Consider the following 14616-nt stretch of genomic DNA (forward strand, 5'->3'; position numbering starts at 1 on the left):
ATCAGGCGGTCGCCTTGTCGTCTTTCTTAAGACTTGCAGGCGGCCAGTTGTCGAGGCGCATGCCGAGAGACAGACCACGAGAGGCCAGGACGTCCTTGATTTCAGTCAGGGACTTCTTGCCCAGGTTAGGAGTCTTCAACAGCTCTACTTCGGTACGCTGAATCAGGTCGCCGATGTAGTAGATGTTCTCCGCCTTGAGGCAGTTGGCCGAACGTACAGTCAGTTCCAGGTCGTCAACCGGACGCAGCAGGATCGGATCGATCTCGTCTTCCTGCTCGACTACGACAGGCTCACTGTCACCTTTGAGGTCGACGAACGCGGCCAGCTGCTGTTGCAGGATGGTCGCAGCGCGGCGGATAGCCTCTTCAGGGTCCAGGGTGCCGTTGGTTTCCAGATCAATGACCAGCTTGTCCAGGTTGGTACGCTGTTCAACACGGGCGTTTTCGACCACATAGGCGATACGACGCACCGGGCTGAACGAAGCGTCCAACTGTAGACGGCCAATGCTCCGGCTTTCGTCTTCGTCGGTCTGACGGGAGTCGGCCGGCTCGTAACCGCGACCACGAGCTACAGTGAGCTTCATGTTCAGGGCGCCATTCGACGCCAGGTTCGCGATTACGTGATCGGGGTTGACGATCTCGACATCGTGATCCAGCTGAATATCGGCAGCGGTAACCACCCCCGAACCCTTTTTCGACAAGGTCAGCGTAACTTCGTCACGACCGTGCAGCTTGATAGCCAGGCCTTTCAGGTTCAACAGGATTTCAATTACGTCTTCCTGTACACCTTCGATCGCGGAGTACTCATGGAGTACGCCATCGATCTCGGCCTCGACTACTGCACAGCCAGGCATGGAGGACAACAGGATGCGGCGCAGCGCGTTGCCCAGGGTATGGCCGAAACCACGCTCGAGAGGCTCGAGCGTAATCTTGGCGCGGGTCGGACTGACTACCTGCACATCAATGTGGCGGGGAGTCAGGAACTCATTTACCGAAATCTGCATGGATGCACCTATTTTCTAGCCCTTACTTGGAGTAGAGCTCGACAATCAGGTTTTCGTTGATGTCGGCAGACAGGTCGCCGCGAGCAGGAACGTTCTTGAAAACGCCCGACTTTTTAGCAGCATCTACGTCTACCCACTCAACGCGGCCACGCTGGGCGCACAGTTCAAGGGCTTGAACAATGCGCAGCTGGTTCGACGACTTCTCGCGAACCGCGACCACGTCACCCGGACGAACTTGGTAGGATGGAATGTTTACAGTCTTACCGTTGACGCTGATCGCTTTGTGCGAAACCAGCTGACGGGACTCGGAACGAGTCGAGCCGAAGCCCATACGGTAAACGACGTTATCCAGACGGCACTCGAGCAGTTGCAGCAGGTTCTCACCGGTTGCGCCTTTTTTCGAGGCAGCAGCTTGGTAGTAACCGCGGAACTGACGCTCCAGAACACCGTAGATACGACGGACTTTTTGTTTCTCGCGCAGCTGGGTACCGTAGTCGGACTGACGGCCACGGCGCTGGCCGTGGATACCTGGGGCTGCTTCGATGTTGCACTTCGATTCCAGAGCGCGAACGCCGCTCTTCAGGAACAGATCGGTGCCTTCACGACGAGACAGTTTGCATTTTGGACCAATGTAACGTGCCATTCTTCTGTCTCCTGATTACACGCGGCGCTTCTTCGGCGGACGGCACCCGTTGTGCGGGATTGGCGTCACGTCGGTGATGCTGGCGATCTTGTAGCCACAGCTGTTCAGTGCACGAACGGCGGACTCACGACCTGGACCTGGACCCTTGACGTTAACGTCGAGGTTCTTCAGACCGTATTCCAGCGCAGCTTGACCAGCACGCTCAGCAGCGATCTGGGCTGCGAACGGGGTGGATTTGCGCGAACCACGGAAACCCGAACCACCGGAGGTCGCCCAGGACAAAGCATTGCCCTGACGGTCGGTGATGGTCACGATGGTGTTGTTGAAAGATGCATGGATGTGGGCGATGCCATCAACCACTGTCTTTTTGACTTTCTTACGAGGACGAGCAGCAGGTTTTGCCATGTCTATATTCCTGGGCGATTACTTGCGGATCGGCTTACGCGGGCCCTTACGGGTGCGTGCGTTGGTCTTGGTGCGCTGACCGCGAACCGGCAGACCTTTACGATGACGCAGGCCGCGGTAGCAACCCAGGTCCATCAAGCGCTTGATCTTCATGTTGATGTCACGACGCAGGTCACCTTCGGTGGTGAACTTCGCGACTTCGCCACGCAGGGTTTCGATTTGCTCGTCGCTCAGATCCTTGATCTTTGCGGCTGGGTTTACACCAGCGTCTGCACAGATCTTCTGTGCAGTTGTGCGACCGACACCATAGATGTAGGTCAGCGAGATAACAGTATGCTTGTTATCTGGAATGTTGACGCCTGCAATACGGGCCATTCAGTGGGACTCCAATTGACAGCTACCTACGCCCCGGAAGCCAAGAAATAGGGCGCGAGATAATATCGCTGTAGAAACGAATAATCAACCCAGCAGCACACTAGCTGCTGGGTTTGAAGCGCAGATCACACTCAGCCTTGGCGCTGTTTGTGACGCGGTTCCGCGCTGCAGATCACTCGTACGACGCCTTCGCGACGGATGATCTTGCAGTTACGGCACAGCTTTTTCACCGATGCACGAACTTTCATTACCGACTCCTCGAACCTTAGGGGCGTATCAGCGCAGCAGACCGCTGCCACCGTAGCCTTTCAGGTTGGCTTTCTTCATCAGGGATTCGTACTGGTGCGAAACGAGGTGCGATTGTACTTGGGACATGAAGTCCATCACAACCACTACCACAATCAGCAACGAGGTCCCGCCAAGGTAGAACGGCACATTTGCTGCCACCACCAGGAACTGGGGCAGAAGGCAGACGGCCATCATGTAAAGAGCACCGAACATGGTCAAACGGGTCAGAACGCCATCAATGTAGCGCGCCGACTGCTCACCAGGACGGATACCCGGAATAAAGGCACCGGACTTCTTCAGGTTTTCCGCTACGTCTTTCGGGTTGAACATCAACGCTGTGTAGAAGAAGCAGAAGAAAATGATCCCTGCACTAAACAGCAGAATGTTCAACGGCTGACCAGGAGCGATCGACTGCGAGATGTCCTGCAGCCAGCCCATACCTTCGGACTGACCGAACCAGGCACCCAGCGAAGCCGGGAACAGCAGAATGCTGCTCGCGAAAATGGCCGGGATAACCCCCGCCATGTTCACCTTCAGCGGCAAGTGGCTGGTCTGCGCGGCGAAGACCTTGCGGCCCTGCTGACGCTTGGCGTAGTGAACGGCGATACGACGCTGACCACGCTCAATGAACACCACAAAACCGATAATCGCTACTGCCAGCAAACCGATTGCGACCAGGGCGAAAATGTTGATATCGCCTGTGCGTGCAGACTCGAAAGACTGCCCGATTGCTCTCGGAAGACCGGCAACGATACCTGCGAAGATCAACATCGAGATACCGTTGCCCACACCGCGCTCGGTGATCTGCTCACCCAGCCACATCATGAACATCGCGCCTGCCACGAACGTGGAGACGGCAACGACATGGAAGCCCAGGCCCGCAGAAAACGCCACGCCCTGGTTGGCCAGGCCAATGGACATGCCAATAGCTTGAACCAGTGCCAGGATAACGGTGCCGTAGCGGGTGTACTGGCTGATCTTGCGACGGCCAGCTTCACCTTCCTTCTTCAACTGCTCCAGTTGCGGGCTGACCGCCGTCATCAACTGCATGATGATCGATGCCGAAATGTACGGCATGATCCCCAGTGCAAAGATGCTCATGCGCTCGAGCGCGCCACCGGAAAACATGTTGAACAAGCTAAGAATGGTCCCCTCATTCTGCCGAAACAGATCCGCCAGACGGTCCGGATTGATGCCGGGAACCGGGATATGCGCACCTATCCGATAGACGATGATCGCCATGAACAGAAAGCGCAGACGAGCCCAGAGTTCCGACATCCCGCCCTTACCGAGCGAAGAGAGAGCACCTTGCTTAGCCATTTATTCCTCGAACTTGCCGCCAGCTGCTTCGATAGCCGCACGCGCACCCTTGGTGGCTGCGATACCCTTGATGGTGACTGCGCGAGTGACTTCGCCAGACAGCATGATTTTCACACGCTGTACGTTCTGGTTGATCACGTTGGCATCCTTCAAGGATTGCACGGAGATCACGTCGCCTTCCACCTTGGCCAGCTCGGACAGACGCACTTCGGCGCGGTCCATGGCTTTCAGAGAAACGAAGCCGAACTTCGGCAGACGACGGTGCAGCGGCTGTTGACCGCCTTCGAAGCCCGGAGCGATCGAACCACCCGAACGGGAAGTCTGACCTTTGTGACCACGGCCGCCAGTCTTACCCAGACCGCTACCGATACCACGACCCGGACGATGCTTTTCGCGACGGGAACCCGGCGCTGGACTCAGATCATTGAGTTTCATCGATTAACCCTCGACGCGCAGCATGTAGTAAGCCTTGTTGATCATCCCGCGGTTCTCGGGAGTATCCTGGACTTCTACAGTGTGACCGATGCGACGCAGACCCAGACCTTTAACGCACAGTTTGTGGTTAGGAATGCGGCCCGAGACGCTCTTGATCAGCGTTACTTTTACGGTTGCCATGATCAGAAGATCTCCTCAACGCTCTTGCCGCGCTTGGCAGCAATGGACTCAGGAGATTGCATGGCTTTCAGACCCTTGAAGGTGGCGTAAACCACGTTCACTGGGTTGGTCGAACCGTAGCACTTGGCCAGGACGTTCTGAACACCAGCAACTTCCAGCACTGCACGCATAGCGCCGCCAGCGATGATACCGGTACCTTCCGAGGCAGGCTGCATGTAAACCTTCGAGGCGCCGTGGGCGGCCTTGGTGGCGTACTGCAGGGTGGTGCCTTTCAGGTCAACCTGGATCATGTTGCGACGAGCAGCTTCCATGGCTTTCTGGATCGCAGCAGGTACTTCGCGCGATTTGCCACGGCCGAAACCGACGCGACCTTTGCCATCACCTACCACGGTCAACGCGGTGAAGGTGAAGATACGGCCGCCTTTAACGGTTTTAGCTACGCGGTTAACTTGAACCAGCTTCTCGATGTAGCCTTCGTCGCGCTTTTGATCGTTATTTGCCATAACTTAGAACTCCAGCCCGCCTTCACGAGCAGCATCAGCCAGCGCTTTGACGCGGCCATGGTACTTGAAGCCGGAACGGTCAAAGGCAACTTGAGATACACCGGCGGCTTTCGCACGCTCAGCTACCAGCTTGCCAACCTTAGTGGCCGCGTCGATGTTGCCAGTGGCGCCATCACGCAGTTCTTTGTCCAAGGTCGAGGCGCTTGCCAGAACCTTGCTGCCGTCGGCCGAAATGACCTGGGCATAGATGTGCTGCGAGGAGCGGAACACGCACAGGCGCACGACTTCGAGTTCGTGCATCTTGAGACGTGCTTTGCGAGCGCGACGCAGTCGAGTAACTTTTTTGTCGGTCATTTGCTAGGCCCTACTTCTTCTTGGCTTCTTTACGACGGACTACTTCGTCCGCGTAACGCACACCTTTGCCTTTGTAAGGCTCTGGCGGACGGAAGTCGCGGATTTCAGCGGCCACCTGACCTACCAGCTGCTTATCGATACCCTTGATCAGGATGTCGGTCTGGCTAGGAGTTTCAGCGGTGATACCGGCTGGCAGTTCGTAGTCCACTGGATGCGAGAAGCCCAGAGCCAGGTTCAGGACGGTGCCTTTAGCCTGTGCCTTGTAACCAACACCGACCAGCTGGAGCTTGCGCTCGAAGCCTTGGCTTACGCCTTGGACCATGTTGTTGACCAGAGCACGGGTAGTACCGGCCATGGCGCGAGCTTGCTGATCACCGTTGCGAGCGACGAAACGCAGTTCGCCGGACTCTTCGGTAACTTCAACAGACGAGTGAACGTTCAGTTCGAGAGTGCCTTTGGCACCCTTCACCGAAAGCTGCTGGCCGGCGAATTTGACTTCGACGCCTGCTGGCAGCTTAACGGGGTTCTTAGCGACGCGAGACATGCCTATCTCCCCTTAGAACACTGTGCACAGAACTTCGCCGCCGACACCGGCAGCGCGCGCAGCGCGGTCAGTCATCACACCTTTGTTGGTGGAGACGATAGACACGCCCAGGCCGCCACGAACTTTCGGCAGGTCTGTGACGGACTTGTACTGGCGCAGGCCAGGACGGCTGGAACGCTTCAGTTCCTCGATGACCGGACGGCCTTCGAAGTACTTGAGTTCGATCGACAGGGACGGCTTGGCCTCACCAGTAACCTGGTAGCCAGCGATGTAACCTTCGTCTTTCAGAACTTTGGCAACCGCGACCTTCAGGGTGGAGGAAGGCATGCTTACGACGGACTTTTCAGCCATCTGGGCATTACGGATGCGAGTTAGCATGTCCGCTAACGGGTCCTGCATACTCATGGGCTAGATGCTCCTGATACAAGAATTATTAGCCTTGCGGCTATCACAACCACCCAAGCAGGCAGGGTAAAAAACCCAGGCTCGGGTGAGCCGGTCATTCTAGACACAAGGTAGAAACGAAACAAGCCCCATATAGGGGCTTGTTTCTTGGCGAGGTCACCGGCGGTCGGAAGATTGCTCCCCTTCCACCGGGATCACACCTGCAGCGATTACCAGGAGGCCTTGACCAGACCTGGTACGTCACCGCGCATTGCCGCTTGACGCAGCATGTTACGGCCCAGGCCGAACTTACGGTATACACCGTGAGGACGACCGGTCAGGCGGCAACGGTTGCGCAGACGCGCAGCGCTGGCATCACGTGGCTGCTTCTGCAGAGCGACAACGGCAGCGAAACGCTCTTCTGGAGAGGCGTTCAGGTTGACGATGGTCGCTTTCAGCTCAGCACGCTTTTTGGCGAACTTGGCTACCGTGAGCTGACGCTTCAGCTCGCGGTTTTTCATGCTCTTCTTGGCCATTTTCCTACTCCAATCAGTTGCGGAACGGGAACTTGAAAGCACGCAGCAGAGCGCGGCCTTCGTCGTCCGAACGAGCAGTGGTGGTCAGGGTGATGTCCAAACCGCGCAGAGCATCGATCTTGTCGTAATCGATTTCCGGGAAGATGATCTGCTCTTTCACGCCCATGCTGTAGTTGCCACGGCCATCGAAGGACTTGGCATTCAGGCCGCGGAAGTCGCGAACCCGAGGCAGGGAGATCGCCAGCAGGCGGTCCAGGAATTCGTACATTTTTTCGCGACGCAGGGTCACCTTGACGCCGATCGGCCATCCTTCACGGACTTTGAAGCCCGCGATGGATTTACGAGCGAAAGTCACAACCGGCTTTTGACCGGTGATCTTTTCCAGGTCGGCAACAGCGTGCTCGATGACTTTCTTGTCGCCGATCGCTTCGCCCAGACCCATGTTCAGGGTGATCTTGGTAACGCGCGGAACTTCCATCACGTTCGACAGCTTAAGTTCTTCCTTAAGCTTAGGAGCGATTTCGTTCCGGTAAATCTCTTTCAGTCGTGCCATGGTCTTCTACCTAGCAGTGTTCAAGCATCAACCGCTTTTTGGGTCGACTTGAAGACACGAATTTTCTTACCGTCTTCTACTTTGAAACCAACGCGGTCAGCCTTGTTGGTTTCGCCGTTGAAGATGGCAACGTTGGAAGCGTGCAGAGGCGCTTCTTTTTCGACGATACCGCCCTGAACGCCCGCCATCGGGTTAGGCTTGGTATGACGCTTGACCAGGTTCACACCACCGATGACCAGACGGTCATCAGCCAGAACCTTCAGCACCTTACCGCGCTTACCTTTGTCTTTGCCGGCGATCACGATGATCTCGTCGTCACGACGAATCTTTTGCATGTCGGATCTCCTTACAGCACTTCAGGGGCGAGCGAGACGATCTTCATGAACTTCTCAGTACGAAGTTCACGGGTCACTGGCCCGAAGATGCGAGTGCCGATCGGCTCTTGCTTGGTGTTCAGCAGAACAGCAGCGTTGCCGTCGAAACGAATGATGGAACCGTCAGCGCGACGTACACCGTGACGGGTACGGACGACAACAGCGGTCATCACCTGGCCTTTTTTGACCTTACCGCGCGGAATTGCTTCCTTGACGGTTACTTTGATGATGTCACCGATGCCGGCGTAACGGCGGTGCGAGCCGCCGAGCACCTTGATGCACATGACGCGACGAGCGCCGCTGTTATCGGCCACATCGAGCATGGATTGAGTCTGAATCATAAAATTTCTCCGACCCCTAGCCCTTAGACTTCAACAGCGCGTTCGAGGACTTCAACCAGTGCCCAGGACTTGGTCTTGGCCAGCGGACGGGTTTCACGGATGGAAACCTTGTCGCCGATTTTGCACTGGTTGGATTCGTCGTGCGCGTGCAGCTTAGTCGAACGCTTAACGTATTTACCGTAGATCGGGTGCTTTACGCGACGCTCGATCAGAACGGTGATGGTCTTGTCCATTTTGTCGCTGACGACACGGCCAGTCAGCGTACGGACGGTTTTTTCAGCTTCAGCCATGATCACTTACCTGCCTGCTGGTTGAGCACAGTTTTCACGCGAGCGATGTCACGCTTAACTTGCGAGAGCAGGTGCGACTGACCCAACTGGCCAGTTGCTTTCTGCATACGCAGATTGAACTGGTCGCGCAGCAAGCCGAGCAGTTGCTCATTCAGTTGCTGTGCAGATTTTTCACGAAGTTCATTCGCTTTCATCACATCACCGTCCGCTTAACAAAGGAGGTGGCGAGAGGCAGCTTTGCAGCAGCCAGGGCGAAAGCTTCGCGCGCCAGCTCTTCAGAAACACCCTCGATCTCGTACAGGACTTTGCCTGGCTGGATCTGGGCAACCCAGTATTCCACGGAACCCTTACCTTTACCCATACGAACCTCGAGAGGCTTCTTGGAGATCGGCTTGTCCGGGAACACACGGATCCAGATCTTACCGCCACGTTTAACGTGACGAGTCAGCGCACGACGTGCGGACTCGATCTGGCGAGCGGTGAGGCGACCGCGAGCAACAGCTTTCAGGGCGAATTCGCCGAAGCTGACTTTGCTACCGCGCAGTGCCAGACCACGGTTGTGGCCAGTCATCTGCTTGCGGAATTTTGTACGCTTTGGTTGCAACATTTGGCGTACCCCTTACTTAGCAGCTTTTTTACGAGGCGCTGGTGCTTGTGGTTTCAGTTCTTCTTGGCGACCACCAATAACTTCGCCTTTGAAGATCCAAACCTTCACACCGATCACACCGTAAGTGGTGTGAGCTTCGTAGGTGTTGTAGTCGATATCGGCACGCAGGGTGTGCAGAGGCACACGACCTTCGCGATACCACTCGGTACGAGCAATCTCAGCACCGCCGAGACGACCGCTCACCTGGATCTTGATGCCCTTGGCACCAATACGCATGGCGTTCTGTACGGCGCGCTTCATGGCGCGACGGAACATTACGCGGCGTTCCAGCTGCTGAGCTACGCTCTGCGCAACCAGCATAGCGTCGAGTTCCGGCTTGCGGATCTCTTCGATGTTGATGTGCACAGGCACACCCATCTGCTTGGTCAGGTCCTGACGCAGCTTCTCGACATCTTCACCTTTCTTACCGATAACGATACCGGGACGAGCGGTGTGGATGGTGATGCGTGCAGTTTGAGCCGGACGATGAATATCGATACGGCTTACGGACGCGCTTTTTAGTTTGTCTTGGAGGTACTCACGCGTTTTCAGATCCTTCAACAGGTAATCTGCGTAAGTAGCACCGTCTGCGTACCAGACGGAGGTGTGCTCCTTGACGATTCCCAGGCGAATGCCAGTGGGATGTACTTTCTGACCCATCTGATCGACTCCGTTACTTGTCCGCAACCTTGACAGTGATATGGCAAGACCGCTTGACGATGCGATCAGCACGGCCTTTGGCACGTGGCATGATGCGCTTCAGCGAACGCCCTTCGTTGACGAAGACGGTGGAGACCTTCAGGTCATCAACGTCTGCGCCTTCGTTGTGTTCGGCGTTGGCAACGGCCGACTCGAGGACTTTCTTCATGATTTCAGCGGCTTTTTTGCTGCTGAAGGCCAACAGGTTGAGCGCTTCGCCCACCTTCTTCCCGCGGATCTGGTCGGCGACCAAGCGGGCTTTCTGGGCGGAGATGCGAGCGCCCGACAACTTAGCGGCTACTTCCATTTCCTTACCCCTTAACGCTTGGCTTTCTTGTCAGCCACGTGCCCGCGATAGGTGCGGGTACCGGCGAACTCGCCCAGTTTGTGGCCGACCATGTCTTCGTTCACGAGAACTGGGACATGCTGGCGACCGTTGTGAACCGCGATGGTCAGACCGACCATTTGTGGCAGGATCATCGAGCGACGCGACCAGGTCTTAACTGGTTTGCGATCGTTCTTCTCCACCGCCACTTCGACCTTCTTCAACAGGTGAAGATCGATAAAAGGACCTTTTTTCAGAGAACGTGGCACTGTCGTATCCCTCTAGTTACTTGCGACGACGGACGATCATGTTGTCGGTACGCTTATTACCGCGGGTTTTAGCACCCTTGGTTGGGAAGCCCCATGGCGATACCGGATGACGACCACCGGAGGTACGACCTTCACCACCACCATGTGGGTGGTCAACCGGGTTCATGGCAACACCACGAACGGTTGGGCGAACGCCGCGCCAGCGTTTGGCACCAGCTTTACCCAGCGAGCGCAGGCTGTGCTCGGAGTTCGAGACTTCACCCAGGGTCGCACGGCACTCAGCCAGTACTTTACGCATCTCACCGGAGCGCAGACGCAGAGTCACGTAGACGCCTTCACGCGCAATCAGCTGAGCCGAAGCACCAGCGGAACGAGCGATCTGAGCACCTTTACCCGGCTTCAGTTCGATGCCGTGAATGGTGCTACCTACTGGGATGTTGCGCAGCTGCAGGGAGTTACCGGCCTTGATTGGGGCCAGGGCACCTGCGATCAGCTGGTCGCCAGCGCTCACGCCTTTAGGGGCGATGATGTAGCGACGCTCACCGTCTGCGTAGCACAGCAGGGCGATGTGAGCAGTACGGTTCGGGTCGTATTCGATACGCTCGACAGTGGCTGGGATGCCATCTTTGTCGTTGCGACGGAAGTCGACCAGACGGTAATGCTGCTTATGACCACCACCAACGTGACGAGTGGTGATGCGGCCATTGTTGTTACGACCACCAGACTTCGATTTCTTCTCGAGCAGCGGTGCGTGAGGAGCGCCTTTGTGCAGCTCCTGGTTGACCACCTTGACCACGAAACGGCGGCCAGGGGAAGTCGGTTTGCATTTAACGATTGCCATGATGCACCCCTTCCTTACTCAGCACTGCTGCTGAAATCGAGATCTTGGCCTGGCTGAAGGGAGACGATCGCCTTCTTCCAGTCATTACGCTTGCCCAGACCACGTGCGGTACGCTTGGTTTTACCCAGAACGTTAACAGTCGACACGTTTTCAACTTTTACGTTGAACAGGCCTTCGACAGCTTTCTTGATTTCCAGCTTGGTTGCATCGGTAGCAACCTTGAATACGAACTGGCCTTTCTTCTCAGCCAGAACGGTAGCCTTCTCGGAAACGTGCGGGCCAAGGAGGACTTTGAATACGCGTTCCTGGTTCATCCCAGCAGCTCCTCGAATTTCTTCACGGCCGAGACAGTGATCAACACTTTCTCGTATGCGATCAGACTGACCGGGTCGGAACCTTGAACGTCACGTACATCGACGTGCGGCAGGTTACGAGCAGCCAGGTACAGGTTCTGATCAACAGCGTCCGAAACGATCAGTACGTCGCTCAGACCCATGCCGTTCAGCTTGTTCAGCAGATCTTTGGTTTTCGGCGCTTCAACAGCGAAGTCCTGAACCACGACCAGACGGTCGCTACGCACCAGCTCAGCGAGGATGCTGCGCAGGGCTGCGCGGTACATCTTCTTGTTGAGCTTCTGCGAGTGATCTTGAGGGCGAGCTGCGAAGGTTACACCACCGCCACGCCAGATCGGACCACGAGTGGTACCAGCACGAGCACGGCCAGTACCCTTCTGACGCCATGGGCGCTTACCGCCACCAGCCACGTCGGAACGGGTCTTCTGCTGCTTGGTGCCCTGACGGCCGCCGGCCATGTAGGCCACGACTGCTTGGTGTACCAGCGTCTCGTTGAATTCGCCACCGAAGGTCAGTTCGGAAACTTCGATCGCCTGAGCGTCATTTACATTAAGTTGCATGTCAGTTTCCCCTTAACCGCGAGCCTTGACAGCTGGACGTACAACCACGTCGCCGCCAGTAGCGCCAGGAACGGCACCCTTGACCAGCAGCAGGTTGCGTTCAGCGTCTACGCGAACTACTTCCAGGGACTGAACAGTCACGCGCTCGGCGCCCATGTGACCGGACATTTTCTTGCCCTTGAACACACGACCAGGAGTCTGGCACTGGCCGATGGAACCTGGGACACGGTGCGACACGGAGTTACCGTGGGTGTTGTCCTGGCCACGGAAGTTCCAGCGCTTGATGGTACCGGCGAAGCCTTTACCTTTGGACTGACCGGTTACGTCTACCAGCTGGCCTGCAGTGAAGAGTTCAGCTTTGATCAGATCGCCAGCCTGGAAATCGCCTTCTTCAAGACGGAACTCCCAAACACCGCGACCAGCGGCAACGTTGGCCTTGGCGAAGTGGCCTGCCTGAGCGGCAGTCACACGCGAAGCACGACGCTCGCCGACAGTGACTTGCACTGCACGGTAGCCATCGGTTTCTTCAGTTTTGAACTGGGTGACGCGATTCGGCTCGATCTCAATGACCGTGACCGGAATGGAGACACCTTCTTCGGTGAAAATGCGGGTCATACCGCATTTGCGACCGATTACACCAATAGTCATGTTGTAAACCTCATGAGTGTACGGGGCTTTCACCCGCTATGGCCGCCCATTTCAGAGCGTTACACGACTAGACCGAAGTCTTAGCCGAGGCTGATCTGTACTTCCACACCTGCCGCCAGATCAAGCTTCATCAGCGCGTCAACGGTTTTATCCGTTGGCTGGACGATGTCCAGAACACGCTTATGAGTGCGAATCTCGTACTGATCACGCGCGTCTTTGTTGACGTGCGGGGAGACCAGAACGGTGAAACGCTCTTTGCGGGTAGGCAGTGGAATTGGACCACGCACTTGTGCACCAGTACGTTTCGCGGTTTCCACGATTTCCTGGGTGGATTGGTCGATCAGGCGATGGTCGAAAGCCTTCAACCTGATACGGATTTGCTGATTTTGCATTGGATTTCAGACTCCAGGCTGTTCCCAACGGACGCACTACGCCCGCTAAAAGGAGGCGTGATTCTATAGACGCCCCAATTTAGTGTCAACCCAATAAAAAAAACCCCCGCTGAGCGGGGGTTTTTTCAATCGGTCGAGTGATTACTCGATGATTTTGGCTACGACGCCGGCGCCGACGGTACGACCGCCTTCACGGATAGCGAAGCGCAGACCGTCTTCCATTGCGATGGTCTTGATCAGGGTGACAGTCATCTGAATGTTGTCACCTGGCATTACCATTTCAACGCCTTCCGGCAGTTCGCAGTTACCGGTCACGTCAGTGGTACGGAAGTAGAACTGAGGACGGTAGCCTTTGAAGAACGGAGTGTGACGGCCGCCTTCTTCCTTCGACAGGACGTAGACTTCTGCGGTGAACTTGGTGTGCGGCTTGACCGAACCTGGCTTGACCAGAACCTGGCCACGCTCAACGTCGTCACGCTTGGTACCACGCAGCAGGACGCCGCAGTTCTCGCCAGCACGACCTTCGTCCAGCAGCTTGCGGAACATCTCAACGCCGGTGCAGGTGGTGGTGGTGGTGTCACGCAGACCAACGATTTCCAGCGGATCCTGAACGCGGACGATACCACGCTCGATACGACCGGTAACAACGGTACCACGACCCGAGATCGAGAATACGTCTTCGATCGGCATCAGGAACGGCTGGTCGATGGCACGAACTGGCTCAGGGATGTAGGCATCCAGAGTTTCTACCAGCTTCTTGACAGCGGTAGTACCCATTTCGTTGTCGTCTTTGCCTTCCAGGGCCATACGAGCCGAACCGATGATGATCGGAGTGTCGTCGCCTGGGAAGTCGTAGGTGGACAGCAGGTCGCGAACTTCCATCTCGACCAGTTCCAGCAGCTCAGCGTCGTCTACCAGGTCAGCCTTGTTCAGGAAGACCACGATGTACGGAACGCCAACCTGACGGGACAGCAGGATGTGCTCACGGGTTTGTGGCATCGGACCATCGGCGGCCGAGCAAACCAGGATCGCGCCGTCCATCTGGGCAGCACCGGTGATCATGTTCTTCACGTAGTCAGCGTGACCTGGGCAGTCAACGTGAGCGTAGTGACGAATGTTCGAGTTGTACTCGACGTGAGCGGTGTTGATGGTGATACCGCGCGCTTTTTCCTCCGGAGCCGAGTCGATCTTGTCGAACTCAACGACTGCCGAACCGAAAACTTCGGAGCAGACGCGAGTCAGAGCTGCGGTCAGAGTGGTCTTACCGTGGTCAACGTGGCCGATGGTGCCGACGTTAACGTGGGGAAGGGAACGATCAAATTTTTCTTTAGCCACGACAGTGAACCTCTTGCCTA

Annotated in this window: 28 protein-coding genes; all 28 read right to left on the reverse strand. The window is 56.4% G+C overall.

Annotated features, from left to right (window positions below):
• Position 1: 1 nt before the first annotated feature.
• Positions 2 to 1003 (reverse strand): DNA-directed RNA polymerase subunit alpha, encoded by a 1002-nt coding sequence (locus tag KU43P_RS24405; protein WP_003255452.1) that lies wholly within the window; start codon positions 1001 to 1003, stop codon positions 2 to 4.
• A 22-nt stretch (positions 1004 to 1025) separates the two neighbouring features.
• A complete protein-coding gene (gene rpsD, locus KU43P_RS24410; RefSeq protein WP_008089778.1) occupies positions 1026 to 1646 on the reverse strand; it encodes a 30S ribosomal protein S4 in 621 nt (206 codons plus the stop codon).
• Between the two features lie 15 nt (positions 1647 to 1661).
• Positions 1662 to 2051 (reverse strand): 30S ribosomal protein S11, encoded by a 390-nt coding sequence (gene rpsK / locus KU43P_RS24415; RefSeq protein ID WP_003255454.1) that lies wholly within the window; start codon positions 2049 to 2051, stop codon positions 1662 to 1664.
• A gap of 18 nt (positions 2052 to 2069) precedes the next feature.
• Positions 2070 to 2426: a 30S ribosomal protein S13 gene (rpsM, locus tag KU43P_RS24420; RefSeq protein ID WP_003255457.1), complete on the reverse strand. Its 357-nt coding sequence runs from the start codon at positions 2424 to 2426 to the stop codon at positions 2070 to 2072.
• 131 nt (positions 2427 to 2557) lie between these two features.
• Positions 2558 to 2674: a 50S ribosomal protein L36 gene (gene rpmJ / locus KU43P_RS24425; protein ID WP_002555468.1), complete on the reverse strand. Its 117-nt coding sequence runs from the start codon at positions 2672 to 2674 to the stop codon at positions 2558 to 2560.
• Positions 2675 to 2702: 28 nt separating this feature from the next.
• Complete coding sequence (gene secY, locus KU43P_RS24430) at positions 2703 to 4034, reverse strand: preprotein translocase subunit SecY (protein WP_003255459.1); 1332 nt, start codon at positions 4032 to 4034, stop codon at positions 2703 to 2705.
• Positions 4035 to 4469: a 50S ribosomal protein L15 gene (rplO, locus tag KU43P_RS24435; protein WP_008089796.1), complete on the reverse strand. Its 435-nt coding sequence runs from the start codon at positions 4467 to 4469 to the stop codon at positions 4035 to 4037.
• 3 nt (positions 4470 to 4472) lie between these two features.
• Positions 4473 to 4649 (reverse strand): 50S ribosomal protein L30, encoded by a 177-nt coding sequence (gene rpmD, locus KU43P_RS24440; protein ID WP_008089798.1) that lies wholly within the window; start codon positions 4647 to 4649, stop codon positions 4473 to 4475.
• 2 nt (positions 4650 to 4651) lie between these two features.
• On the reverse strand, positions 4652 to 5152 hold the full coding sequence (gene rpsE / locus KU43P_RS24445) for a 30S ribosomal protein S5 (RefSeq protein WP_003255465.1): 501 nt from the start codon (positions 5150 to 5152) through the stop codon (positions 4652 to 4654).
• Between the two features lie 3 nt (positions 5153 to 5155).
• Positions 5156 to 5506, reverse strand: a complete 351-nt coding sequence (gene rplR / locus KU43P_RS24450; RefSeq protein WP_009397496.1) for a 50S ribosomal protein L18 — start codon at positions 5504 to 5506, stop codon at positions 5156 to 5158.
• A 10-nt stretch (positions 5507 to 5516) separates the two neighbouring features.
• Positions 5517 to 6050 carry a 50S ribosomal protein L6 gene (gene rplF / locus KU43P_RS24455; protein ID WP_009681972.1) on the reverse strand — a complete coding sequence of 178 codons (534 nt, stop codon included), beginning with the start codon at positions 6048 to 6050 and terminating at the stop codon, positions 5517 to 5519.
• A gap of 12 nt (positions 6051 to 6062) precedes the next feature.
• Entirely contained in the window at positions 6063 to 6455 is a 393-nt protein-coding gene (gene rpsH / locus KU43P_RS24460; RefSeq protein WP_008089805.1) for a 30S ribosomal protein S8, read from the reverse strand.
• Positions 6456 to 6664: 209 nt separating this feature from the next.
• Positions 6665 to 6970 carry a 30S ribosomal protein S14 gene (rpsN, locus tag KU43P_RS24465; RefSeq protein ID WP_012316516.1) on the reverse strand — a complete coding sequence of 102 codons (306 nt, stop codon included), beginning with the start codon at positions 6968 to 6970 and terminating at the stop codon, positions 6665 to 6667.
• 13 nt (positions 6971 to 6983) lie between these two features.
• Positions 6984 to 7523, reverse strand: coding sequence for a 50S ribosomal protein L5 (rplE, locus tag KU43P_RS24470; protein ID WP_012316517.1), 540 nt, complete (start codon positions 7521 to 7523; stop codon positions 6984 to 6986).
• Between the two features lie 20 nt (positions 7524 to 7543).
• Positions 7544 to 7858: a 50S ribosomal protein L24 gene (rplX, locus tag KU43P_RS24475; RefSeq protein WP_003255476.1), complete on the reverse strand. Its 315-nt coding sequence runs from the start codon at positions 7856 to 7858 to the stop codon at positions 7544 to 7546.
• A gap of 11 nt (positions 7859 to 7869) precedes the next feature.
• The gene (rplN, locus tag KU43P_RS24480; RefSeq protein ID WP_008089810.1) at positions 7870 to 8238 is read right to left on the reverse strand and encodes a 50S ribosomal protein L14; all 369 of its coding nucleotides are present in this window, start codon (positions 8236 to 8238) and stop codon (positions 7870 to 7872) included.
• Positions 8239 to 8261: 23 nt separating this feature from the next.
• Positions 8262 to 8528: a 30S ribosomal protein S17 gene (gene rpsQ / locus KU43P_RS24485; RefSeq protein ID WP_008089812.1), complete on the reverse strand. Its 267-nt coding sequence runs from the start codon at positions 8526 to 8528 to the stop codon at positions 8262 to 8264.
• A 2-nt stretch (positions 8529 to 8530) separates the two neighbouring features.
• A complete protein-coding gene (rpmC, locus tag KU43P_RS24490; RefSeq protein WP_002555481.1) occupies positions 8531 to 8722 on the reverse strand; it encodes a 50S ribosomal protein L29 in 192 nt (63 codons plus the stop codon).
• On the reverse strand, positions 8722 to 9135 hold the full coding sequence (rplP, locus tag KU43P_RS24495; protein WP_003255479.1) for a 50S ribosomal protein L16: 414 nt from the start codon (positions 9133 to 9135) through the stop codon (positions 8722 to 8724). Before rplP ends, rpmC begins: the two co-directional genes overlap by 1 nt.
• Positions 9136 to 9147: 12 nt before the next feature.
• Complete coding sequence (gene rpsC, locus KU43P_RS24500) at positions 9148 to 9834, reverse strand: 30S ribosomal protein S3 (RefSeq protein ID WP_003255481.1); 687 nt, start codon at positions 9832 to 9834, stop codon at positions 9148 to 9150.
• A gap of 13 nt (positions 9835 to 9847) precedes the next feature.
• Positions 9848 to 10180 (reverse strand): 50S ribosomal protein L22, encoded by a 333-nt coding sequence (gene rplV, locus KU43P_RS24505; protein WP_003103908.1) that lies wholly within the window; start codon positions 10178 to 10180, stop codon positions 9848 to 9850.
• An 11-nt stretch (positions 10181 to 10191) separates the two neighbouring features.
• Entirely contained in the window at positions 10192 to 10467 is a 276-nt protein-coding gene (rpsS, locus tag KU43P_RS24510; protein ID WP_003255482.1) for a 30S ribosomal protein S19, read from the reverse strand.
• A 16-nt stretch (positions 10468 to 10483) separates the two neighbouring features.
• Entirely contained in the window at positions 10484 to 11308 is an 825-nt protein-coding gene (gene rplB, locus KU43P_RS24515) for a 50S ribosomal protein L2 (protein ID WP_012316518.1), read from the reverse strand.
• A gap of 14 nt (positions 11309 to 11322) precedes the next feature.
• On the reverse strand, positions 11323 to 11622 hold the full coding sequence (gene rplW, locus KU43P_RS24520; RefSeq protein ID WP_003255484.1) for a 50S ribosomal protein L23: 300 nt from the start codon (positions 11620 to 11622) through the stop codon (positions 11323 to 11325).
• Positions 11619 to 12221 carry a 50S ribosomal protein L4 gene (gene rplD / locus KU43P_RS24525; RefSeq protein ID WP_003255485.1) on the reverse strand — a complete coding sequence of 201 codons (603 nt, stop codon included), beginning with the start codon at positions 12219 to 12221 and terminating at the stop codon, positions 11619 to 11621. The genes rplW and rplD overlap by 4 nt, the downstream gene beginning before the upstream one ends.
• Positions 12222 to 12233: 12 nt before the next feature.
• Positions 12234 to 12869 (reverse strand): 50S ribosomal protein L3, encoded by a 636-nt coding sequence (gene rplC / locus KU43P_RS24530; protein WP_003257089.1) that lies wholly within the window; start codon positions 12867 to 12869, stop codon positions 12234 to 12236.
• Positions 12870 to 12949: 80 nt separating this feature from the next.
• Positions 12950 to 13261, reverse strand: a complete 312-nt coding sequence (rpsJ, locus tag KU43P_RS24535) for a 30S ribosomal protein S10 (protein WP_003186070.1) — start codon at positions 13259 to 13261, stop codon at positions 12950 to 12952.
• A 141-nt stretch (positions 13262 to 13402) separates the two neighbouring features.
• Positions 13403 to 14596, reverse strand: coding sequence for an elongation factor Tu (gene tuf, locus KU43P_RS24540; protein ID WP_010951775.1), 1194 nt, complete (start codon positions 14594 to 14596; stop codon positions 13403 to 13405).
• Between the last annotated feature and the right edge of the window lie 20 nt (positions 14597 to 14616).

The sequence above is a fragment of the Pseudomonas sp. KU43P genome, assembly GCF_033095865.1.
Taxonomy (GTDB): domain Bacteria; phylum Pseudomonadota; class Gammaproteobacteria; order Pseudomonadales; family Pseudomonadaceae; genus Aquipseudomonas.